This window comes from Enterobacter sp. EC_50 (genome assembly GCF_019584525.1).
Lineage (GTDB): Bacteria > Pseudomonadota > Gammaproteobacteria > Enterobacterales > Enterobacteriaceae > Enterobacter > Enterobacter roggenkampii.
The window spans coordinates 29,670-52,680 of sequence record NZ_VDAF01000026.1 but is presented as its reverse complement, the minus strand read 5'-3'; the positions used below and the strand labels follow the sequence as shown (position 1 = coordinate 52,680).

The window sequence follows — 23,011 nt, the reverse complement described above, 5'->3', positions numbered from 1 at the left end:
GAGAAAATCATCATGCTATCTTATTATTTTCAAGGGCTTGCCTTAGGTGCAGCCATGATCCTTCCCCTCGGCCCGCAAAATGCGTTCGTGATGAATCAGGGCATCCGCCGCCAGTACCATCTGATGATTGCCCTGCTATGCGCGGTAAGTGATTTGCTGCTGATCTGTGCCGGGATTTTTGGCGGCAGCGCGCTGCTGATGCAGTCTCCGTGGCTGCTGGCGTTGGTCACCTGGGGCGGCGTGGCGTTTCTGCTCTGGTACGGATTCGGCGCGCTGAAAACGGCGATGAGCAGTAACCTCGAACTGGCGAGCGCGGAGGTCATGAAGCAGGGCCGCTGGAAGATTATCGTCACCATGCTGGCGGTGACCTGGCTTAACCCGCATGTGTATCTCGACACCTTCGTCGTGCTGGGCAGCCTGGGCGGTCAACTGGAGGTTGAGCCGAAACGCTGGTTTGCGCTCGGTACGGTCAGCGCCTCTTTCCTGTGGTTCTTCGGTCTCGCCATTCTGGCGGCATGGCTGGCGCCCCGCCTGCGTACGGCCAAAGCCCAGCGCATCATTAATACCCTGGTCGGCCTGGTGATGTGGTTTATCGCTTTCCAGCTGGCGAAAGAGGGGATTCATCATGTCCAGGAATTGTTCAACTAATCCTTGTCTTATGGACAACTGAATAAGACCCGCTAAGCTTGCTGGCATGCGCCCTGTTATTGGGGCACTCTTCGCAACATGGAGGAATGACAGTGAAGTTTAAAGTGATGGCCCTGGCGGCATTAGTGAGTTTCGGTGCGGTGTCGGTGCAGGCAAGCGAATTGCCGGATGGCCCGCACATCGTCACGTCAGGCACCGCAAGCGTGGACGCGGTACCCGATGTTGCAACCCTGGCAATTGAGGTGAATGTGGCGGCGAAAGATGCAGCGACGGCCAAGAAGCAGGCTGACGATCGCGTTGCGCAATACCTCTCTTTCCTCGAGCAGAACGGTGTCGGTAAAAAAGATATCAACTCTGCGAACCTGCGTACTCAACCCGATTACGACTACCAAAATGGCAAAAGCATCCTGAAAGGCTACCGTGCGGTGCGTACCGTTGAAGTGACCGTGCGTCAGCTGGATAAGCTTAACTCGCTGCTGGACGGTGCGCTGAAGGCGGGCCTGAACGAGATCCGTTCCGTGTCGCTGGGCGTTGCGCAACCGGAGAAGTACAAAGACGAAGCGCGTAAAGCGGCGATTGATGATGCCATTCACCAGGCGGAACAGCTGGCTTCTGGCTTTAAGAGCAAGCTCGGTCCGGTTTACAGCGTGCGTTACCACGTCTCTAACTACCAGCCAAGCCCGATGGTTCGTATGATGAAGGCTGACGCAGCGCCGGTATCCGCTCAGGAAACTTACGAGCAGCCGACAATCCAGTTCGACGATCAGGTGGATGTGGTGTTCCAGCTTGAACCTGTTGCAGCACAGCCGAAACCGGCTCAGTAATCTGTAGGCCGGGTAAGGCGTGGCCGCCACCCGGCTTTTCTTTTTAATCCTGTCTCAATACCTTATGCCCGTACGCCAGCAGCGCGTCAGTGACGTTGCGCATCATGCGGCTTTCCGGCGCAAAACGGTGCCAGTAGAGCATCCGACGCTGATACAGCCCCGGCGTTAAGTCAATCAGCTCACCGCTTTTCAACTCTTTCTCAATCTGCAGGTGCGGGATCATGCAGCAGGTGGTGCCCTGGCGCGCAAGTTGCACGAAGGCTTCTGACGAGTTCACGATATGGCACGGCACGCTGCCCGGCGGCAGGTCGAAGTTTTGCTGCAGGAACGCCTGATGCATATCGTCCAGATGGTCGAAGGCCACGGCAGGGGCTTTCAGCAGCGCCGCGCGGGTGACGCCGTTGGGGAAGTAGCGTTCCGCAAAGGCTTTTGAACCCACAAACAGATAGTCCAGGGCGCCTAACTGATCGACAAGGCAGCTTGGCAGCGCCTGAGGCTGAATACTGACCGCCCCAACCACTTCACCGCGACGCAGGCGTTCCTGGGTGCGGGTTTCGTCTTCAACCTGCAAATTCAGGCGGATAGGGGAGTCCGCGAGGACCGGCGCCAGGGCCGGCAGCAGCCAGGTTGCCAGACTGTCGGCGTTGACCGCCAGAGAGAGCAGCAGCGGCGTAGAGCCCGTTTGTTCGTCACCCAGCCACTCGTCTTCCAGCAGTTCAACCTGACGCAGCAGAGCGAGGAGCTTTTGCCCTTGCTCTGTTGGACGTGGCGGCACGGTACGCACCAGCAGCGGCTGGCCGAACATGTTTTCAAGCTGTTTGATACGCTGAGAGACGGCGGACTGCGTGATGCAAAGCTTTTGCGCCGCGCGCTCAAAGCCTCGTTCACGAATAACTGCATCAAGTGCCTGTAGTGTTCTGTAGTCCGGACGTTTCATTGCTCTGGCTGGCTCCTTAATTTTGCTTATTCTGCACTATGACACAATTTTCCCTTTGTGGCAGACGAATTCCATTCGACGTGTTCTATAATGCGCCCTGAGTTTTCACACCACAGGCAAAACGATCATGACGCAGGATGAACTGAAAAAAGCAGTAGGATGGGCCGCTCTCCAGTACGTACAGCCGGGTACCATTGTCGGTGTCGGTACAGGATCAACCGCGGCACACTTTATCGATGCGCTGGGCACGATGAAGGGGCAGATCGAGGGCGCGGTTTCCAGCTCTGATGCTTCCACGGAAAAGCTGAAAAGCCTCGGCATTACCGTTTTCGATCTTAACGAAGTGGATCGTCTGGGGATTTACGTTGATGGCGCGGATGAAATCAACGGCCACATGCAGATGATCAAAGGCGGCGGCGCGGCGCTGACGCGTGAAAAGATCATCGCCTCCGTTGCGGACAAGTTTATCTGCATCGCCGACGCCTCCAAGCAGGTCGACATTCTGGGTAACTTCCCGCTGCCGGTTGAAGTGATTCCGATGGCCCGCAGCGCGGTTGCCCGTCAGCTGGTCAAGCTGGGCGGTCGTCCGGAATATCGTCAGGGCGTAGTGACCGACAACGGCAACGTGATCCTCGACGTTCACGGTCTGGAAATTCTTGACGCGATTGCGCTGGAAAACGCCATCAACGGCATTCCAGGCGTAGTGACCGTAGGGCTATTCGCCAACCGTGGCGCGGATGTGGCGCTGATCGGCACCGCTGACGGCGTGAAAACCATCGTAAAATGATCTGACGGGGGGAGTCCTCCCCCCGCTAAAAAATTTTTGAAACGCTAAATTCGGTGACTTGTGTCACGTTTTTATGCCTCTTTTGCCGATCCTTCCGCGTTTGTAAATTTCCATAGCATTTTCCTCTGCCATTTTGCGCTGTATGACTTTCCTTCAGCGTACTGACGCAAACGTTCATATTGCTGCAATAGTTTTTTTTGATATGTTGGCTACAGCGGATTTATATCCAGCACAACATCAGTTCAGACAAAAACAGGGTCGGGTAAATGGCAAAGGTATCACTGGAGAAAGACAAGATTAAATTCCTGCTGGTCGAGGGCGTGCATCAAAAAGCAATCGATAGCCTTCGTGCGGCAGGTTACACCAACATCGAATTTCACAAAGGCGCGCTCGATACCGAAGAGCTGAAAGCGTCCATCCGTGATGCCCATTTCATTGGCCTGCGATCCCGTACTCACCTGACTGAAGATGTGATTGCCGCGGCGGAAAAGCTGGTGGCTATCGGCTGCTTCTGCATCGGTACCAACCAGGTTGACCTGAATGCTGCTGCGAAACGCGGTATTCCTGTCTTCAACGCCCCGTTCTCTAACACCCGTTCCGTGGCGGAGCTGGTGATTGGCGAACTGCTGCTGCTCCTGCGCGGCATTCCGGAGGCTAACGCCAAAGCACACCGCGGCGTCTGGAACAAACTGGCTGCGGGCTCCTACGAAGCCCGTGGGAAAAAACTGGGTATCATCGGCTATGGTCACATCGGTACCCAGCTGGGGATTCTGGCGGAATCTCTCGGTATGCATGTCTATTTTTACGATATCGAAAGCAAGCTGCCTTTAGGCAATGCCACCCAGGTTCAACACCTGTCTGACCTGCTGAACATGAGTGACGTGGTAAGTCTGCACGTGCCGGAAAATGCGTCCACCAAAAACATGATGGGCGCAGAAGAGCTGGCGCTGATGAAGCCGGGCTCACTGCTGATTAACGCCGCGCGCGGCACGGTGGTCGATATCCCTGCGCTGTGCGATGCGCTGAAGCGTAAGCATCTGGCAGGGGCGGCCATCGACGTTTTCCCAACGGAGCCCGCCACCAACAGCGATCCGTTCACCTCTCCGCTGTGCGAGTTCGACAACGTGATCCTGACGCCGCACATCGGCGGGTCTACGCAGGAAGCGCAGGAGAATATCGGTCTGGAAGTGGCAGGTAAGCTGAGCAAATACTCCGACAACGGTTCTACGCTCTCTGCGGTGAACTTCCCGGAAGTGTCTCTGCCGCTGCACGGCGGTCGTCGTCTGCTGCACATCCACGAAAACCGTCCAGGCGTGCTCACCGCGATCAACCAGATCTTTGCCGAGCAGGGCGTCAACATTGCCGCGCAGTATCTGCAGACCAACTCGCAGATGGGCTATGTGGTCATTGATATCGAAGCGGATGACGATGTGGCCGAGAAAGCGCTGCTGAGCATGAAGGCCATTCCAGGGACGATTCGCGCGCGTCTGCTTTACTGATGGTGCGGTCTGTGGTGTCGGGGGGCGCTGACGCTTACCCGACCTACAATGTTTGAGGATTTATGTAGGCCGGGTAAGGCGCAGCCGCCACCCGGCTTTATCCTACCAGACCCAGATTTTGCTGGGCGTCACCACCGCCGGTAACGGCACATCCCATTTCTCCACCGGCAACGCCTCCACGCCCTGGCAATCATGCGCGTAGCCTACCGGCTGCAAACCATACTGCTGCCAGTTTTGTAGCGTTCTGTCGTAAAAACCACCGCCCATTCCCAGGCGCTGTCCCTGCTCATCAAACGCCACCAGCGGCGTAATCAGCACATCCAGCTGTGACAGCGGCAGCACGTCGCGCACGTCGAGTTTCGGCTCGGTGATTTTCAGACGATTCACCACCAGCTCGCTCTGCGGGTGATAGTGCAAAAAAAGCAGATTGCCTTCGCTGAACGGGTGCAGCACCGGCAGGTATACCTTCTTCCCGGCGCGCCAGAGCTGCTCTATCAGCGGTTGGGTGTCCAGTTCGCCGTCAAACGACAGAAACAGGGCAACCGTGCGCGCCATCACGACAGGGGGATACGCCATCATACGGGCGGCGGCCTGCTGGGCAAAATGCGCTTGCTGTTCTGGAGTTAACGCACGACGGCGCTGGCGAATGAGCTGACGGATGTCCTGGCGTGAAGCCGAAACTTCAGGGAATTGAGTCATGGTAGTCGGTAGAAGAAGAAAGAGGGAATCTCCGAGATGCCGCCGCAGGCTGTAACCCTTGAACCCTTGGTTCAAGGTGAATGTGTCGTCATAGTTTTAAGGCTTCTCGGACGGACCGAGCATGCTCACCAACCATGGAGCGCCACATTCTTGTGGTATGAAATATCGGCTCAGGGGACTGGCCCGCTTGCGAACATCTCAGAGAAATTTTGTCTTCACAGTTACTCTACCATAGTCAACTGAGAAGTGTTATTCAAACTTGGGTCCCGGTCTTTCGGGATTGCGACCTTGATCAAGCAATGCTTGTTCTATGGTCTGCTGGAGCATTTTTATGCGCTGCTCCATGCTTGCCGCGTAGTCGCGGGTCTTCGCTTTTTCCTGAGTCAGTTCATAGCTGATGTTCAACGCGGCGATGAAAACCAGCTGCTCAGTATTTGTGACTCTAGTGCGTTCTTTTAGATCTTGCAACCGCTGATTCAAATCGTCCGCAGCCTGATTCAAAGCATCCCTTTGTTCAGGCGGACAATTCACTCGCAGTGAACGGCCAAAAATCTGGAGATCGACGGGTTGTGCAGACATGCCACCTTCCTGCTGATTGACTGCGCTGCCTTCGCTTACTGCCCCGGGGGCTGCGAAGGGGCGACACTATAGCTACCCTGATGTGAAGATACAAGCCCTTTTCTGGTATCACCAGGGTCCAAAGTGGTAGCATATCATGAAACTTCCCCCCAATGATGACGAATGCGCATGTCTATACAGAACGAAATGCCTGGTTACAAGGATTTAAACCAGTTACTGAACCAGCAGGGAGTCGGTTTAACCCCTGCCGAAATGCACGGTCTGATCAGTGGCATGCTGTGCGGCGGAAACAGCGACAGCTCCTGGCAGCCGCTGATCCACGACCTCACGAATGAAGGGCTGGCGTTTGGTCACGAGCTGGCGGAAGCGCTGCGTAAAATGCACGCCGCCATCAGCGATTCGCTGGAAGACGATGGCTTCCTTTTTCAGCTTTATCTGCCTGACGGCGACGACGTCAGCGTGTTCGATCGCGCCGATGCGCTGGCCGGCTGGGTAAACCACTATCTGCTGGGGCTGGGCGTCACGCAGCCTAAACTGGATAAAGTGACCGGCGAAGCGGGTGAAGCGATCGACGACCTGCGCAACATTGCCCAGCTTGGCTACGATGAAGACGAAGACCAGGAAGAGCTGGAAATGTCTCTCGAAGAGATCATCGAGTACGTGCGCGTGGCGGCACTGCTGTGCCACGACAACTTTACGCGCTCACAGCCGACCGCACCGGAAGTTCGTAAGCCAACCTTACATTAAGAAAAATAACGCACAGGAGGGTGTCATGGTTATCTCGAGTCAAGAGTATTCGCGCCGCCGTCAGGCGCTGCTGGCGAAAATGCAGCCGGGCAGCGCCGCGCTAATTTTTGCTGCGCCTGAAGTGACGCGCAGCGCTGACAGCGAATATCCCTATCGCCAGAGCAGCGATTTCTGGTACTTCACCGGCTTTAACGAGCCGGAAGCGGTACTGGTGCTGATTAAAAGCAATGACACCCACAACCACAGCGTGATTTTCAACCGCGTGCGCGACCTGACGGCCGAAATCTGGTTTGGCCGCCGCCTGGGCCAGGAGGCCGCGCCGGCGAAGCTGGGCGTTGACCGTGCGCTGGCGTTTAGCGAAATCAACCAGCAGCTCTACCAGCTGCTTAACGGCCTCGACGTGCTCTATCACGCGCAGGGCGAATATGCCTACGCCGATGAGATTGTCTTCACCGCGCTGGATAAGCTGCGCAAAGGCTCGCGCCAGAACCTGTCCGCACCGGCCACGCTGTCGGACTGGCGTCCGGTGGTGCATGAGATGCGCCTGTTCAAGTCTGAGGAAGAGCTAAATGTGATGCGCCGCGCGGGCGAAATCAGCGCGCTGGCACACACCCGCGCCATGGAGAAATGCCGTCCCGGGATGTTCGAATACCAGCTGGAAGGCGAAATTCACCACGAATTTAACCGCCACGGCGCGCGCTATCCCTCCTACAACACCATTGTCGGCGGCGGCGAAAACGGCTGCATTCTGCACTACACCGAAAACGAAAGTGCGCTGCGCGACGGCGATCTGGTGCTGATTGACGCCGGTTGCGAATATCAGGGTTATGCGGGGGACATCACCCGTACCTTCCCGGTGAACGGTAAATTCTCGCCAGCACAGCGCGCGATTTACGACATTGTTCTCGAATCCCTTGAGACAGCGCTCAAACTGTATCGTCCGGGGACTTCCATGCAGGAAGTGACCGGCGAAGTGGTGCGCATCATGATTACCGGTCTGGTCAGGCTCGGGATCCTGAAAGGGGATGTCGACACCCTGATTGCTGAAAATGCGCACCGACCGTATTTCATGCACGGCCTGAGCCACTGGCTGGGGCTGGACGTGCACGACGTGGGCGCGTACGGCCCTGAACGCTCGCGCGTGCTTGAACCGGGCATGGTGCTGACCGTCGAGCCGGGCCTGTACATCGCGCCGGATGCCGACGTGCCAGAAGAATACCGCGGGATTGGCATTCGTATTGAAGACGATATCGTGATTACCGAAACCGGTAACGAAAACCTGACCGCCAGCGTCGTGAAAAACGCTGACGATATCGAGGCGCTGATGGCAGCGGCACGCGCATGAGCGTGATTATCGTGGGCGGCGGCATGACCGGGGCCACGCTGGCGCTGGCCATTTCGCATATGACGCAGGGCCAGCTTCCGGTGCACCTGGTAGAAGCCGTTGCGCCAGAGGCGTCGAACCACCCCGGTTTTGATGCCCGCGCCATTGCGCTGGCGCAGGGCACCTGCCAGCAGCTTTCCCGCATTGGGATCTGGCAGGCGATTGCCGACCGTGCTACGGCGATCGGGACCGTTCACGTCAGCGATCGCGGCCATGCAGGCTTTGTCACGCTGGACGCGCAGGATTACCGGATTGATGCCCTGGGTCAGGTTGTTGAGCTGCACGACGTCGGATTGCGTCTGTTCCGCCTGCTCCAGGACGCGCCGGGCGTCACGCTGCATTGCCCCGCGCGCGTGGCCAGCGTGAGCCGAAGCGAAGCGTCGGTCAGCGTGACGCTGGAAAACGGCACCGTCCTTGAAGGCCAGCTTCTGGTCGCTGCGGACGGTTCGCGCTCGTCGCTCGGTACCCAGTGCGGCGTGGAGTGGCGCCAGCAGCCTTACGGGCAGGTGGCGGTCATTGCGAACGTCTCTACCGCAGCTGACCACAACGGCAGGGCCTTTGAGCGCTTTACGCAGCATGGCCCGCTGGCGATGCTGCCGATGTCGGACGGGCGCTGTTCCCTGGTCTGGTGTCACCCGCAGGATAAGGCGGAAGAGGTTAAGGCCTGGTCCGACGAACGTTTTTGTACCGAGCTGCAGAAAGCCTTTGGCTGGCGGCTGGGGCGTATTACCCATGCCGGCAAGCGGACGGTCTACCCGCTTTCGCTGACCACGGCGTCTCAGTCTGTCTCCCATCGTCTGGCGCTTGTCGGTAACGCTGCGCAGACGCTGCACCCCATCGCGGGGCAAGGTTTCAACCTTGGCTTACGCGATGTCATGAGCCTGGCCGAATCTCTGGCGCAGGCGTGGGGCGAGCAAAAAGACTGTGGGGCGTATTCGGTGCTGAGTCATTACCAGAAGCGCCGACAGGCGGATAAAGAGGCCACCATCGGTGTGACCGATGGTCTGGTCCATCTTTTTGCCAATCGTTGGGCACCGCTGGTTGCGGGTCGCAACCTTGGGCTGATGGCGATGGAATTATTCATTCCGGCACGTGACGTGCTGGCGCAGCGGACCCTGGGTTGGGTCGCGCGTTAAGGAGTTATCACCGTGCAAAATGTTGATGTCGCCATCGTTGGTGGCGGAATGGTTGGACTGGCATTGGCCTGCGGATTACAGGGCAGCGGCCTGCGCGTGGCGGTGCTGGAGCAAAAGCAGCCTCAGCCCGTTGCATCGGATGCGCCGCCTGAACTCCGCGTCTCGGCGATCAATGCGGCCAGCGAAAAGCTGCTGACGCACCTTGGCGTCTGGTCAGATATTGTGGCACACCGTGCCAGCTGCTATCACGGCATGGAAGTGTGGGATAAAGACAGCTTTGGTCATATTGCTTTTGATGATGAAAGCATGGGCTATAGCCATCTGGGGCACATCGTTGAAAACGCGGTGATCCACCACGCGCTGTGGCAGAAAGCACAGCAGTGCAGCGACGTGACGCTGATTGCGCCTGCGCAGATCCAGCAGGTGGCGTGGGGCGAAAACGAGGCGTTTATCACCCTGCAGAGTGGCGACATGCTGACCGCGCGTCTGGTGGTCGGTGCTGACGGTGCCAACTCCTGGCTGCGTAATAAAGCCGATATCCCGCTGACGTACTGGGATTACCGCCATCATGCTCTGGTCGCGACGATCCGTACCGAAGAGCCGCACGGCGGCGTCGCGCGCCAGATTTTCCACAACGATGGCATACTGGCGTTCCTGCCGCTTGCCGATCCGCACCTGTGCTCAATTGTCTGGTCCCTGGTGCCGGAAAAAGCCCAGCAGATGCATGAGGCGACGCCGGAGGCCTTTAACCAGGCGCTGTGCGTGGCCTTTGATAACCGCCTTGGCCTGTGCACGCTTGAAAGCGAGCGTCAGGTGTTCCCGTTAACCGGCCGCTACGCGCGTCAGTTTGCGGCGCACCGTCTGGCGCTGGTGGGGGATGCGGCGCATACCATTCATCCGCTGGCCGGACAGGGCGTTAACCTCGGCTTTATGGACGCGGCGGAGCTGGTTGAGGAGCTGCGTCGCCTGCATCGTGAAGGCAAAGATATCGGCCAGTATCTCTACCTGCGTCGCTACGAGCGCAGCCGCAAGCACAGCGCGGCAATGATGCTGGCGGGTATGCAGGGCTTCCGCGAGCTGTTTGCCGGGTCAAATCCGGCGAAGAAATTGCTGCGCGACATCGGCCTTAAGCTTGCTGACACCCTTCCGGGTGTTAAACCCCAACTCCTCCGTCAGGCGATGGGTCTTAACGACCTCCCGGACTGGCTGCGTTAATGTAGACTCCTGTCACACTTTCTTTTCCCGGCCTCTGCGCCGGGGAAATTCCCTCGTTTGAAATATTCTAATTTCACGTCATTTTTCGCATTAGATAATCTAATGTCGTGTTTTTCTCGTTACGGAAATTCGGCCCGTTTTTCCGCACGAAATATCACCATGTGCTAAATCCTGTTAGATCATTGTTAATTTTGTGCGGGGTTAATCGCATTTTTCTAGTGGATAACTCTGTAGGCTTTTCAGCGTTTTTTGGTCATAAGCTAATGTGATGACCTGTTTTGCCTTATGGTTAACCGCCGTTTTCGGTGGTAAGTTCTGGTAAAAGAGAACGTTTGCGTCGGTGCCCGAACGCGGGGCCGATACCGGGTTTCACGGTGAATTTTTCAACGAGGACAAGATGGCTCAACAGACTCCTTTGTACGAACAACACGTGTTATGCGGCGCCCGCATGGTGGACTTCCATGGCTGGATGATGCCGCTGCACTACGGCTCGCAGATTGATGAGCACCACGCGGTGCGCACCGATGCCGGTATGTTCGACGTGTCCCACATGACGATTGTCGATCTGCGCGGTAGCCGCACCCGGGAGTTTTTGCGTTATCTGCTGGCAAACGACGTCGCCAAACTGAAGACGCCGGGTAAAGCGCTCTATACCGGCATGCTGAATGCCTCGGGCGGCGTGATTGATGACCTTATCGTCTACTACTTCACCGAAGATTTCTTCCGCCTCGTTGTAAACTCCGCCACCCGCGAAAAAGACCTCTCCTGGATCACCCAACACGCCGAACCGTATGCCATCGACATCACCGTCCGTGATGACCTGTCGCTGATCGCCGTGCAGGGGCCTAACGCGCAGGCGAAAGCCGCGTCTCTGTTCAACGATGAGCAACGTAAAGCCACCGAAGGCATGAAGCCGTTCTTCGGCGTGCAGGCGGGGGATCTGTTTATCGCCACCACCGGCTACACCGGTGAAGCGGGCTACGAAATTGCGATGCCGAACGAAAAGGCCGCTGATTTCTGGCGTGCGCTGGTGGAGGCGGGCGTGAAGCCTGCGGGCCTGGGCGCGCGCGATACGCTGCGTCTGGAAGCGGGCATGAACCTCTACGGTCAGGAGATGGACGAAGGCGTCTCTCCGCTGGTCGCCAACATGGGCTGGACCATCGCGTGGGAACCGGCTGACCGTGACTTTATTGGCCGTGAAGCGCTGGAGATGCAGCGCGAGAAGGGCACTGAACAGCTGGTTGGCCTGGTGATGAAGGAAAAAGGCGTGCTGCGCGGCGAGCTGCCTGTACGTTTTACCGATGCTGACGGCAATCCTCGCGAAGGCGTGATCACCAGCGGAACCTTCTCACCGACGCTGGGCTACAGTATTGCACTGGCACGCGTGCCGGCAGGCATTGGCGAAACGGCGGTGGTGCAAATCCGCAACCGCGAAATGCCGGTCAACGTGACCAAACCGATTTTTGTTCGCGCCGGTAAGCCGGTCGCCTAACTATTTTTATCAGGAGAACTTCAATGAGCAATGTGCCAGCAGAACTGAAATACAGCAAAGAACACGAGTGGCTGCGTAAAGAGGCGGACGGCACTTACACCGTCGGGATCACCGAGCACGCGCAAGAGCTGCTGGGCGACATGGTGTTTGTTGACCTGCCTGACGTGGGCACGACCGTGAGCGCGGGCGACGACTGCGCCGTGGCGGAGTCCGTAAAAGCGGCATCAGACATCTACGCACCGGTAAGCGGTGAGATTGTTGCGGTCAACGACGCGCTGAGCGACTCCCCTGAGCTGGTCAACAGCGAGCCTTATGAAGGAGGCTGGATCTTCAAGATCAAAGCCAGCGACGAATCCCAGGTTGCCGCGCTGTTGGATGCGACCGCATACGAAGCACTACTGGAAGACGAATAACGTTGTGCCGGATGGCGCTGCGCTTATCCGGCCTGGAGATCAACGTAGGCCCGGTAAGCGTTAGCGCCACCGGGCAACAGCGTTACAGATAACTACGATTCACTGCACGTTTCAGGAACCATCGCTCATGACACAGACTTTAAGCCAGCTTGAAAACCGTGGCGCCTTCATTGAACGTCACATTGGGCCGGATGCTCAGCAACAGCAGGAGATGCTGAAGACGGTTGGCGCGGATTCATTAAACGCACTGATCGGCCAGATTGTGCCAAAAGACATCCATCTTGCCACGCCGCCTCAGGTGGGGGAAGCCACCACGGAGTTCGCCGCGCTGGCGGAGCTGAAGGCTATCGCCGGCCTGAACAAGCGCTATAAGTCTTACATTGGCATGGGCTACACCAACGTGCAGTTGCCGCCGGTGATCCTGCGCAACATGCTGGAAAACCCGGGTTGGTACACCGCCTATACGCCGTATCAGCCAGAAGTGTCCCAGGGTCGTCTGGAAGCGCTGCTGAACTTCCAGCAGGTAACGCTGGATCTGACCGGTATGGATATCGCCTCTGCGTCTCTGCTGGATGAAGCGACCGCCGCCGCCGAAGCGATGGCGATGGCGAAGCGCGTGAGCAAACTGAAAAATGCCAACCGCTTCTTCGTGGCGGCGGATGTGCATCCGCAGACGCTGGACGTGGTGCGCACCCGTGCGGAAACCTTCGGCTTTGACGTGATCGTCGATGACGCTGACAAAGTGCTGGATCACCAGGACGTCTTCGGCGTGCTGCTGCAGCAGGTGGGCACCACCGGCGAAGTGCACGACTACGGCACGCTGATTGCCGAGCTGAAATCCCGCAAGGTGGTTGTCAGCGTTGCCGCCGATTTTATGGCGCTGGTGCTGCTGACGGCCCCGGGCAAACAGGGCGCGGATATCGTATTCGGCTCAGCACAGCGCTTCGGCGTACCGATGGGCTACGGCGGCCCGCACGCGGCGTTCTTCGGCGCGAAAGATGAATTCAAACGTTCCATGCCTGGCCGTATTATCGGCGTCTCCAAAGACGCTGCCGGTAATACCGCGCTGCGCATGGCGATGCAGACCCGCGAGCAGCATATCCGCCGCGAGAAAGCGAACTCCAACATCTGTACCTCACAGGTGCTGCTGGCTAACATCGCCAGCCTGTACGCCGTGTTCCACGGCCCGGCAGGCCTGAAACGCATTGCCAGCCGCATTCACCGCCTGGCCGATATCCTGGCCTGCGGCCTGCAGCAAAAAGGTCTTAAGCTGCGCCATGCCCACTACTTCGATACCCTGTGCGTGGACGTGGCGGACAAAGCCGCCGTGCTGGCCCGCGCGGACGCGGCAAAGATCAACCTGCGCAGCGACATCCACAACGCCGTCGGCATTACGCTGGATGAAAGCACCACCCGCGACGATATCCTGAATCTGTTCAGCGTGCTGCTGGGTGACGCGCACGGTCTGGACATTGATGCGCTCGACAAAGAAGTTGCGCTCGACAGCCGCTCCATTCAGGACAGCATGCTGCGTAACGACGCCATCCTGACGCACCCGGTCTTCAATCGCTACCACAGCGAGACCGAGATGATGCGTTACATGCACTCTCTGGAGCGCAAGGATCTGGCGCTGAACCAGGCGATGATCCCGCTGGGATCCTGCACCATGAAGCTGAATGCTGCAGCAGAGATGATCCCGATCACCTGGCCTGAATTCTCCGAGCTGCACCCGTTCTGCCCGCCGGAGCAGGCGGAAGGTTATCACGTGATGATTAACCAGCTTTCCGACTGGCTGGTGAAGCTGACCGGTTACGACGCGCTCTGCATGCAGCCGAACTCCGGCGCGCAGGGTGAATATGCCGGCCTGCTGGCGATCCGTCACTATCACGAAAGCCGTAACGAAGGCCATCGCGATATCTGCCTGATTCCAAGCTCCGCCCACGGCACCAACCCGGCCTCAGCCCAGATGGCGGGCATGGAAGTCGTGGTGGTCGCGTGCGATAAGAACGGCAACATCGACCTGGCTGACCTGCGCGCGAAAGCCGAACAGGCGGGCGACAAGCTCTCCTGCATCATGGTGACCTATCCGTCCACCCACGGCGTGTATGAAGAGACCATCCGTGAAGTGTGCGAAGTGGTGCACCAGTTCGGCGGTCAGGTATACCTCGACGGCGCGAACATGAACGCGCAGGTGGGCATTACCTCTCCGGGCTTTATCGGTGCGGACGTGTCGCACCTTAACCTGCACAAAACCTTCTGCATCCCGCACGGCGGTGGCGGCCCGGGCATGGGCCCAATCGGCGTGAAGGCGCACCTGGCACCGTTTGTCCCAGGCCACAGCGTTGTGCAGATCGAAGGCATGCTGACCCGTCAGGGCGCGGTCTCTGCGGCACCGTTCGGTAGCGCCTCTATCCTGCCAATCAGCTGGATGTACATCCGCATGATGGGCGCGGAAGGGCTGAAGCAGGCGAGCCAGGTGGCTATTCTGAACGCCAACTACATTGCGACCCGCCTGAAGTCTGCCTTCCCGGTGCTCTATACCGGCCGCGACGGTCGCGTGGCGCACGAGTGCATCCTCGATATTCGTCCGCTGAAAGAGCAGACCGGCATTAGCGAGCTGGATATTGCCAAACGCCTGATCGACTACGGCTTCCACGCGCCTACCATGTCGTTCCCGGTTGCGGGCACGCTGATGGTGGAGCCAACAGAGTCCGAAAGTAAAGCCGAGCTGGACCGCTTTATCGACGCGATGCTGGCCATCCGCATGGAAATTGACCGCGTGCAGGACGGCGAGTGGACGCTGGAAGATAACCCGCTGGTCAACGCTCCGCACACCCAGCACGAGCTGGTGGCCGAGTGGAACCACGGCTATTCCCGCGAGCTGGCCGTCTTCCCGGCAGGCGTGGCGAACAAATACTGGCCGACCGTGAAGCGTCTTGATGATGTCTACGGCGACCGTAACCTGTTCTGCTCCTGCGTGCCGATGAGCGAATACCAGTAACATTGCTGATGTAGTAACGTAGGCCGGGTAAGGCGAAGCCGCCACCCGGCTTTTTTATTGGGAGAAGAAAATGGGCATTGCACTTGTGACCGGCGCCAGCCGGGGCATTGGGAAGGCCACTGCGCTGCAGCTGGCCCGCGAAGGCTACACCGTGGCGGTGAACTATCATCACAACATTAAGGCCGCAACGGACGTGATCAACCAGATTGTTGAGGCGGGCGGTAAAGCCTTTGCCGTTCGGGCAGACATCAGTGATGAAGCTCAGGTGCTGGCGATGTTTGACAGCCTCGATCGTGAAGGCGAGCCGCTGACCGCGCTGGTCAATAATGCGGGGATTCTGTTTGAGCAATCCACCATTGAGAATCTCTCCGCCGAGCGCATTAACCGCGTCCTGGCGACCAACGTCACGGGCTACTTCCTCTGCTGCCGGGAAGCGGTAAAACGCATGTCCTTCAAACATGGCGGCAAGGGCGGGGCGATAGTGAATGTCTCTTCCGCAGCGTCGCGCCTGGGCGCGCCGGGGGAATATGTGGATTACGCCGCGTCCAAGGGGGCGGTGGATTCGCTGACAACGGGGCTGTCGCTGGAGGTGGCGGCGCAGGGCATTCGCGTCAACTGCGTCCGTCCGGGCCTGATCTATACCGATATTCATGCTTCGGGCGGAGAACCGGGGCGAGTGGACCGCGTGAAAGCGTTACTGCCGATGCAGCGCGGCGGCCAGCCGGAAGAGGTCGCCCAGGCGATTGTCTGGCTGCTGAGCGAAAAGGCGTCGTACGTGACGGGGAGTTTTATTGAGTTAGCGGGCGGGAAATAAGCCGGGTGGCGGCCCGGCCTCCTATTCGTGTAGGCCCGGTAAGCGCAGTGCCACCGGGCAAAAAATCACAGCGCCTCGCCGTTGCTGGCAATCACGCCTTTATACCACTCGAAGCTCTTCTTGCGGGAACGCGACATGTCGCCCGTGCCGTCGTCGTGCTTGTTCACGTAGATAAAGCCGTAGCGCTTGCTGTACTGGCCGGTGGTGAACGACACGCAGTCGATACAGCCCCATGGCGTATAGCCCATCAGATCGACGCCATCGTGGGTGACGGCTTTGATCATCTCCTCCACGTGGGCACGCAGGTAGTCGATGCGATAGTCATCGTTGATGCTGCCGTCTTCTTCCACCTTGTCGTAGGCACCGAAGCCGTTTTCAACGATAAACAGCGGCTTCTGGTAACGCTCGTACAGTTCGCACAGAGAATAGCGCAGGCCCACCGGGTCAATCTGCCAGCCCCAGTCGGAGGCCTTCACGTGCGGGTTCGGCACGCTGCCTTCGAAACCGGAAATGGCATCGCCGGTGCCGCCTTCCGCCTTCACCGCGTTGGTCATGTAGTAGCTGAAGCCCAGGTAGTCGCAGGTGCCTTCGCGCAGGATCTGCTCGTCACCCGCTTCCATTTTGATGGAGAAGCCACGACGCTCCCATTCGTTCAGCACGTAGGACGGGTAGTAGCCGCGCAGCTGGACGTCGGTAAAGACGTAGCGCTCGCGCATGGACTCCTGGGCGAACATCACGTCTTCCGGTTTGCAGGAGAACGGATAGAGCGCCACCATCGCCAGCATGCAGCCGACTTTCATCTCCGGGTTGATGCGGCGCGCGGCTTTCACCGCCAGGGCGCTGGCCACAAACTGGTGGTGCAGGACCTGGTACATGGTCTCTTCCGGATTTTCATGTTCCGTATAGACCACGCCCGAGCAGCAGTAGCCGAACAGCGGGGCGCGCCAGTTGCGCTGGTTGTTGATTTCGTTGAAGGTCATCCAGTATTTGACCTTGTTTTTGTAGCGCTCGAAGACCACTTCCGCGAAGCGCACAAAGAAATCGACCACTTTACGGTTGGTCCAGCTGCCGTACTCCTTCACCAGGTGCAGCGGCATTTCGAAGTGGGAGAGGGTGATCACCGGTTCGATGTTGTATTTCAGCAGCTCATCGAACATGTCGTCGTAGAACTTAAGCCCTTCTTCGTTTGGCTGCGTTTCGTCACCGTTCGGGAAGATACGCGTCCAGGCAATAGAGGTGCGGAAACACTTGAAGCCCATCTCGGCAAACAGCTTGATGTCTTCCTTGTAATGGCCGTGGAAATCAATCGCCTCATGGTTGGGATAGTATTTTCCCGGCACCACGTCCTGCGTGATTTCGCGTGGCACGCCGTGTGCGCCGCCGGTTAATACGTCGCAAATGCTTGGCCCTTTGCCGCCTTTGTTCCAGCCGCCTTCAACCTGGTGAGCGGCAACCGCGCCACCCCATAAAAAATCTTTTGGTAAGGTCAATTTTTTCATCGCTGCTATTCTCAATAAATGGCTTATTGGCATCGAGTCTAGCAAAGCGAAATTAAATGTCACGATATAACAAATTGGGCATAATGTGATTTGTCACATCAAAAAAACAGGATGTTTTATTCTGCAAGTTTCTTCGCCAGCTTACGGCCGAGAGATTCCAGAATATAGATAACGGGAATTTGCGTGGTGATATCGTAGACGCCTGCAATACGCGTCTGGGGAACGTGCCAGGAGAGATTAAAGTCCGCCAGTTTTGCGAGGCGCGAGTGCTCGTGGCTGGTAATGGAAAGCACCTTGCAGTGATGCAGGCTAAACTGGCTGGCGAAGCGCAGGATCTCCTCGGTCTCACCCGAGACGGAGAGCACAATCGCCAGCGCATTTTTCGCCATGTCATTGGTGACCGGGAAATAAGGGTCATCAATATGGTTACTGAATTTTCCGATATTAGAAAAGAAACGTGCGCCATATTTTGCCAGCGAGCCTGACGTTCCTGCGCCGACAAATATAATGCGTTCCGACGATAAAATAATATCGACCGCACTATCTAATAACGCGTCGAACTCTTCATTATTTACGCTTTTAAAGAAGCTGATTATTTCGCTGGTGCCGAAATTCGCCTGCTGGGGCTCGTTTTGTTCAAGATAAAGCTTAAAGCGAACGCGAAACTCCGAGTAGCCTTCGCAGTTAAGCTTGCGGCAAAAGCGCAGGATAGTGGTCGTCGAGACACCCGCCGCATCCGCCAGCTCGCGGATGGTCATGTACATGACTTTGTCACGGTTTTTAATGACATAGTTGTAAACCATCATCTCCAGGTTATTGAGACTGGCAATGGCGGAGTGGGTGAACATACTCACAGTGGCATAACTCTTATTCAGACCTGATGTATTCATCATAACATGGGGCCTGACGACAGGATCCATTTTTATGCTCTTGATTTTTAATGGTTAAATTTTAATGTGAACAAATGTTAGGTGAAAAATTTATTTATGCCTATGATTTATAGTCATAAATTCTGATGTGAAATTATTTTAGCTAACAGGTGTTCACTGGAATCATTCTCAGTTAGCATAGTGATGCGATGAATAATCATCTTTTGTTTTCCCGGAGTTTTGTATGGTGAGTAGACCATTAATCGCACAGGGATATTCGCTGGCTGAGGAAATAGCCAACAGCATCAGCCACGGCATTGGCCTGGTGTTTGGGATTGTCGGTTTAGTGTTATTGCTGGTGCAGGCGGTAGACGCCAATGCCAGCGCGATGGCGATTACCAGCTACAGCCTCTATGGCGGGAGCATGATCCTGCTGTTTCTGGCCTCGACGCTGTATCACGCGATCCCGCATCAGCGGGCCAAGATGTGGCTCAAGAAATTTGACCACTGCGCTATCTACCTTCTCATTGCAGGTACCTACACGCCGTTTCTGCTGGTGGGGCTCAACTCACCGCTGTCGCGCGGGCTGATGATCGTTATCTGGAGCCTGGCGCTGCTCGGGATCCTGTTTAAGCTCACCATCGCGCACCGGTTTAAGGTGCTGTCGCTGGTCACCTATCTGACCATGGGCTGGCTGTCGCTGATCGTGGTGTACCAGCTGGCAATCAAACTGTCGATTGGGGGCGTGACGCTTCTGGCCTTAGGCGGCGTGGTGTATTCGCTCGGCGTCATTTTCTACGTCTGCAAGCGCATTCCCTACAACCATGCCATCTGGCACGGCTTCGTGCTGGGCGGCAGCGTGTGCCACTTTTTGGCGATTTATTTGTACGTGGGGCAGGTGTAGTTTTTCGTCGGGTGGCGGCTTCGCCTTACCCGACCTACGGGATAAGTAGGCCCGGTAAGCGCAGCGCCACCGGGCGATACAGCATCACTCTTCCAGAGAATACGGCAGCGGCTCGATGCTCAGCGTGTTCACATCGTCACGCACGCGGAACACGCTGTCCGCTTCCATGTCGTTGTTCATAACGGCCTGCACCAGAAGACGTCCATCATCCAGCTGTACGGCGGCTAATACGGTGCCGGTACGGCGCCAGTTTTCACCCATCTTCAGCTCTAAATCTTCACCCGCTTCAGGGACGCGGCTGGCATGTCCCGCCAGCGTCCACAGCGCGCGTTTGTTTGCCCCGCGGAATTTCGCACGCGCGACCATCTCCTGGCCGGTGTAGCAGCCTTTTTTAAAGCTGATGCCGCCCAGCGCCTGTAAGTTCGTTGCCTGAGGAATAAACTGCGCGCTGTTTGCAGCGTCAATGATCGGCAGACCCGCTTCGATGTTCAGCGCCAGCCACTGCTGGCTGTTGTTAAGCTGCGCTTCGCCGCGCAGCGCTTCGGTCACGCGTTCGGCAGTTGCCGCATCCGTGACTAACAGGAAACGCTCCGCCGGATGTTCAAACCACAGGATTGAGGTGGCGCCTTCGCTGACGAGCGGCTTTTCGGCATCCGGCAGTTCGCTGAACAGGTTTTTCAGCGCCGCACGCGCCTGGAAGCCGGCCACACCCAGCAGGACATGTTCGTCGTCTGCGGCAATGGTGACTTTGGAAAAGACCGCGTATTTTTTCAGTTCTTTGAGCTGGGCGTCTCGCAGGCTGCGGCGCTCAATAAAGGCAAAGCCGTCCTGACGGCGGAACAGACGCAGGTTGCTCCACATTTTGCCTTTTGGGTCGCAATGGGCGGCCAGCAGGTGCTGGTGTTCGGTCATCTGGCTGACGTCGGCGGTCACCTGGCCCTGCAGATATTTTTCGGCGTCGGCACCGGTGAGCGTTGCCAGCGCCCAGTCATCAAGAGAAATAAGCGTCAGCGGCAGACGCGCAGAGGCGGCGGGCTGGCGAGGAGAAAATGGTGTAAAGGCCATAACGATATCCTGAATTGCTTAACGCTTTGATAATGCCTAATGGTAAAAGAGCCTGCAGGCAATGCAAGCGCTTTCAACAGGCCATTTGTGCCATAAACCGGTTCTGCGTAGCGCCACGCAAAATAGTGTAATCCGCTGTCTTTGTAGGGATTATTCTGGAAGCCTGCTCGTTGATCGCAATATTCCAGTAATGAAACGGTCAAAAACACGTTACACTAGCTTGTGTCCCCGTAGAGAAATAAAGAACACCGAATGGGGTACCGACTGTGCCAAACGTAATGCAGGAAACTGAACATGGATATTAACAACAAGGCCCGTATTCACTGGGCGTGCCGTCGCGGCATGCGTGAACTTGATATTTCCATCATGCCTTTCTTCGAATATGAGTATGACACCTTAAGCGACGACGATAAGCGTCTGTTTGTTCGCCTGCTTGAGTCTGACGATCCGGATTTATTCAACTGGCTGATGAACCACGGCAAACCCGCCGACACCGAGTTGCAACGGATGGTGCAATTAATTCAAACACGGAATCGGGAACGTGGTCCTGTGGCAATCTGATCTTCGCGTCTCGTGGCGCTCGCAGTGGATGTCTTTATTGCTCCACGGCCTGGTTGCGGCCATTGTGTTACTGATGCCGTGGCCGCTGAGCTATACGCCGCTGTGGCTGCTGCTACTTTCGTTTGTCGTTTTTGACAGCGTACGCAGCCAGCGTCGCATTAATGCCCGTCAGGGAGAGATCAAGTTACTGATGGATTCCCGCCTGCGCTGGCAGGGAAAAGAGTGGGATATTCTCGGTATGCCCTGGATGCTCAACTGCGGCATGATGTTACGGCTACGCAAGGTGGACGGCGGGCGTTGCCAGCATCTTTGGCTGGCGGCTGACAGTATGGATGCTGCCGAGTGGCGAGACCTGCGCCGGATGCTGTTGCAGCAGACGACGCAGGGGTAATACGCGTTAGCTAAACTTTTCTGCCATTTCGCCCAGGATCTGCTCGCACCAGGTTTGCAGACGTTCATCGCTAAGATCGTACTGGTTGGTTTCATCCAGCGCGAGCCCAACAAACAGCTCGCCGTCGGCAATAATCGGTTTTTTACTGGTGAACTCGTAACCTTCGGTTGGCCAGTAGCCGATGAACGACACCCCTTTCGGCGCCAGCTTGTCGTGCAGCATGCCGAGCGCGTCCAGGAACCATTCCCCGTAACCCAGCTGATCTCCCATGCCGTACATGGCAATGATCTTGCCGTCGAGATTGACTGAATCGAGTTGATCCCAGATGGCTTCCCAGTCTTCCTGTATCTCACCAAAATCCCAGGTTGGGATGCCCAGGATCAGCACATCGTACTGTTCCATCAGCGCGACCGCGTCATCTTTCAGGTTATGCAACGTCACCAGTTCCGGGCCAATGATGTCGCGAATTTTCTCTGCCGCCATTTCGGTGTAGCAGGTGCTGGAACCATAGAACAGACCAATATTCATCGCGTAACTTATCTCAATTCATGCTTTGACTTTGCGCGTAGTGTACCAGAAACCGGTCACAATCAGGCATAATGGCCTGACTGCAGAATCAAAGGGGCTGATGTGGAAAAGGATCTCGCACTCGTTGAACAGTTTCTCGACGCGCTGTGGCTGGAAAAAAATCTGGCCGAGAATACGCTCAGCGCCTACCGGCGCGATCTTACCATGCTGGTGGAGTGGCTGGCCCGTCGGCAGCTCTCGCTGGCGAGCGCGCAAAGCGACGACCTGCAGGCGCTGCTCGGTGAACGTGTAGAAGGGGGATACAAAGCCACCAGCTCTGCACGCTTGCTCAGCGCCATGCGTCGGCTGTTCCAGCATCTCTACCGTGAGAAGATCCGCGAAGACGATCCCAGCGCGCGGCTGGCATCCCCTAAGCTCCCGCAGCGGCTGCCGAAAGATCTCAGCGAAGCACAAGTTGAGAGATTATTACAGTCACCGGCTGTTGACCTGCCGCTGGAGTTACGCGATAAAGCCATGCTTGAGCTATTGTATGCTACCGGCCTGCGCGTTTCGGAGCTGGTTGGCCTGACGATGAGCGACATCAGCCTGCGTCAGGGCGTGGTGCGCGTCATCGGTAAAGGAAACAAGGAAAGGCTGGTTCCGCTGGGCGAAGAGGCGGTTTACTGGCTGGAAACGTATCTGGAGCACGGTCGCCCGTGGCTGCTCAACGGCGCGTCTATCGACGTTCTGTTTCCGAGCCAGCGCGCACAGCAGATGACGCGGCAAACGTTCTGGCATCGCATTAAGCATTACGCCACACTGGCCGGTATCGACAGTGAAAAGCTTTCGCCGCACGTATTGCGTCATGCCTTCGCGACGCATCTGCTCAACCACGGCGCGGATTTACGCGTGGTGCAGATGCTGCTGGGACATAGCGATCTTTCCACGACGCAAATTTACACCCATGTCGCGACGGAACGCCTGCGGCAGCTACACCAACAGCACCACCCTCGTGCGTGAGTGCCGACGAATTGTAACAG

At 57.1% G+C, this 23,011-nt stretch carries 23 protein-coding genes and 1 other RNA gene; 16 read left to right on the top strand and 8 right to left on the bottom strand.

Features of this window, described 5'->3' with window-relative positions:
• Positions 1–12: 12 nt before the first annotated feature.
• Entirely contained in the window at positions 13–648 is a 636-nt protein-coding gene (argO, locus tag FHC48_RS19270; RefSeq protein WP_055322115.1) for an arginine exporter ArgO, read from the top strand.
• 92 nt (positions 649–740) lie between these two features.
• Positions 741–1,472 carry an oxidative stress defense protein gene (locus FHC48_RS19265; protein WP_008499728.1) on the top strand — a complete coding sequence of 244 codons (732 nt, stop codon included), beginning with the start codon at positions 741–743 and terminating at the stop codon, positions 1,470–1,472.
• A gap of 43 nt (positions 1,473–1,515) precedes the next feature.
• Here FHC48_RS19265 and argP read toward each other — a convergent pair whose 3' ends face one another.
• Entirely contained in the window at positions 1,516–2,409 is an 894-nt protein-coding gene (gene argP / locus FHC48_RS19260) for a DNA-binding transcriptional regulator ArgP (RefSeq protein ID WP_008499727.1), read from the bottom strand.
• 127 nt (positions 2,410–2,536) lie between these two features.
• Between argP and rpiA the strand changes: the two genes are divergently transcribed.
• Positions 2,537–3,196, top strand: coding sequence for a ribose-5-phosphate isomerase RpiA (rpiA, locus tag FHC48_RS19255; RefSeq protein ID WP_003860091.1), 660 nt, complete (start codon positions 2,537–2,539; stop codon positions 3,194–3,196).
• Between the two features lie 266 nt (positions 3,197–3,462).
• A complete protein-coding gene (serA, locus tag FHC48_RS19250; RefSeq protein ID WP_021242062.1) occupies positions 3,463–4,695 on the top strand; it encodes a phosphoglycerate dehydrogenase in 1,233 nt (410 codons plus the stop codon).
• Positions 4,696–4,797: 102 nt separating this feature from the next.
• Here serA and FHC48_RS19245 read toward each other — a convergent pair whose 3' ends face one another.
• The 3 genes from FHC48_RS19245 to zapA form a co-directional block, all read right to left on the bottom strand.
• Positions 4,798–5,394: a 5-formyltetrahydrofolate cyclo-ligase gene (locus FHC48_RS19245; protein ID WP_059359733.1), complete on the bottom strand. Its 597-nt coding sequence runs from the start codon at positions 5,392–5,394 to the stop codon at positions 4,798–4,800.
• A 24-nt stretch (positions 5,395–5,418) separates the two neighbouring features.
• Positions 5,419–5,602, bottom strand: a non-coding RNA gene (ssrS, locus tag FHC48_RS19240) — 6S RNA.
• Between the two features lie 41 nt (positions 5,603–5,643).
• Positions 5,644–5,973: a cell division protein ZapA gene (gene zapA, locus FHC48_RS19235; protein ID WP_006811891.1), complete on the bottom strand. Its 330-nt coding sequence runs from the start codon at positions 5,971–5,973 to the stop codon at positions 5,644–5,646.
• 168 nt (positions 5,974–6,141) lie between these two features.
• Here zapA and FHC48_RS19230 point away from each other — a divergent pair, with 168 nt between their 5' ends.
• The 8 genes from FHC48_RS19230 to FHC48_RS19195 all read left to right on the top strand — a co-directional run bounded on the left by FHC48_RS19230 (position 6,142) and on the right by FHC48_RS19195 (position 16,175).
• Complete coding sequence (locus FHC48_RS19230) at positions 6,142–6,720, top strand: YecA family protein (RefSeq protein WP_025912457.1); 579 nt, start codon at positions 6,142–6,144, stop codon at positions 6,718–6,720.
• Between the two features lie 31 nt (positions 6,721–6,751).
• Positions 6,752–8,065, top strand: a complete 1,314-nt coding sequence (gene pepP / locus FHC48_RS19225; RefSeq protein ID WP_119312288.1) for a Xaa-Pro aminopeptidase — start codon at positions 6,752–6,754, stop codon at positions 8,063–8,065.
• The gene (gene ubiH, locus FHC48_RS19220) at positions 8,062–9,240 is read left to right on the top strand and encodes a 2-octaprenyl-6-methoxyphenyl hydroxylase (RefSeq protein WP_032675466.1); all 1,179 of its coding nucleotides are present in this window, start codon (positions 8,062–8,064) and stop codon (positions 9,238–9,240) included. Before pepP ends, ubiH begins: the two co-directional genes overlap by 4 nt.
• 12 nt (positions 9,241–9,252) lie before the next feature.
• Complete coding sequence (ubiI, locus tag FHC48_RS19215) at positions 9,253–10,455, top strand: FAD-dependent 2-octaprenylphenol hydroxylase (protein ID WP_220418947.1); 1,203 nt, start codon at positions 9,253–9,255, stop codon at positions 10,453–10,455.
• 397 nt (positions 10,456–10,852) lie between these two features.
• Entirely contained in the window at positions 10,853–11,947 is a 1,095-nt protein-coding gene (gene gcvT / locus FHC48_RS19210) for a glycine cleavage system aminomethyltransferase GcvT (RefSeq protein WP_059364555.1), read from the top strand.
• Between the two features lie 23 nt (positions 11,948–11,970).
• A complete protein-coding gene (gene gcvH / locus FHC48_RS19205; RefSeq protein ID WP_008499718.1) occupies positions 11,971–12,360 on the top strand; it encodes a glycine cleavage system protein GcvH in 390 nt (129 codons plus the stop codon).
• Between the two features lie 127 nt (positions 12,361–12,487).
• Entirely contained in the window at positions 12,488–15,361 is a 2,874-nt protein-coding gene (gene gcvP, locus FHC48_RS19200) for an aminomethyl-transferring glycine dehydrogenase (RefSeq protein ID WP_220420566.1), read from the top strand.
• A 70-nt stretch (positions 15,362–15,431) separates the two neighbouring features.
• Positions 15,432–16,175, top strand: coding sequence for an SDR family oxidoreductase (locus tag FHC48_RS19195; RefSeq protein ID WP_021242055.1), 744 nt, complete (start codon positions 15,432–15,434; stop codon positions 16,173–16,175).
• A gap of 65 nt (positions 16,176–16,240) precedes the next feature.
• Here FHC48_RS19195 and bglA read toward each other — a convergent pair whose 3' ends face one another.
• Positions 16,241–17,674, bottom strand: a complete 1,434-nt coding sequence (gene bglA, locus FHC48_RS19190) for a 6-phospho-beta-glucosidase BglA (protein ID WP_023294510.1) — start codon at positions 17,672–17,674, stop codon at positions 16,241–16,243.
• Positions 17,675–17,790: 116 nt separating this feature from the next.
• Complete coding sequence (locus FHC48_RS19185) at positions 17,791–18,522, bottom strand: MurR/RpiR family transcriptional regulator (RefSeq protein ID WP_059364524.1); 732 nt, start codon at positions 18,520–18,522, stop codon at positions 17,791–17,793.
• Between the two features lie 265 nt (positions 18,523–18,787).
• On the opposite strand from FHC48_RS19185, the gene FHC48_RS19180 reads away from it, so the two are divergent.
• On the top strand, positions 18,788–19,447 hold the full coding sequence (locus tag FHC48_RS19180; RefSeq protein WP_021242052.1) for a hemolysin III family protein: 660 nt from the start codon (positions 18,788–18,790) through the stop codon (positions 19,445–19,447).
• Between the two features lie 84 nt (positions 19,448–19,531).
• Here the strand turns inward: FHC48_RS19180 and ygfZ are convergent, their stop codons facing one another.
• On the bottom strand, positions 19,532–20,512 hold the full coding sequence (gene ygfZ / locus FHC48_RS19175; RefSeq protein WP_047745992.1) for a tRNA-modifying protein YgfZ: 981 nt from the start codon (positions 20,510–20,512) through the stop codon (positions 19,532–19,534).
• 294 nt (positions 20,513–20,806) lie between these two features.
• Between ygfZ and sdhE the strand changes: the two genes are divergently transcribed.
• Together sdhE and FHC48_RS19165 are read left to right on the top strand one after the other, a co-directional pair.
• Positions 20,807–21,073 (top strand): FAD assembly factor SdhE, encoded by a 267-nt coding sequence (sdhE, locus tag FHC48_RS19170; RefSeq protein ID WP_006178375.1) that lies wholly within the window; start codon positions 20,807–20,809, stop codon positions 21,071–21,073.
• A complete protein-coding gene (locus FHC48_RS19165) occupies positions 21,054–21,464 on the top strand; it encodes a protein YgfX (RefSeq protein WP_023326024.1) in 411 nt (136 codons plus the stop codon). The genes sdhE and FHC48_RS19165 overlap by 20 nt, the downstream gene beginning before the upstream one ends.
• Positions 21,465–21,470: 6 nt before the next feature.
• Here FHC48_RS19165 and fldB read toward each other — a convergent pair whose 3' ends face one another.
• Entirely contained in the window at positions 21,471–21,992 is a 522-nt protein-coding gene (gene fldB, locus FHC48_RS19160; protein ID WP_008499710.1) for a flavodoxin FldB, read from the bottom strand.
• 102 nt (positions 21,993–22,094) lie between these two features.
• Here fldB and xerD point away from each other — a divergent pair, with 102 nt between their 5' ends.
• Positions 22,095–22,991, top strand: a complete 897-nt coding sequence (gene xerD / locus FHC48_RS19155; RefSeq protein ID WP_059364526.1) for a site-specific tyrosine recombinase XerD — start codon at positions 22,095–22,097, stop codon at positions 22,989–22,991.
• Positions 22,992–23,011: the final 20 nt, after the last annotated feature.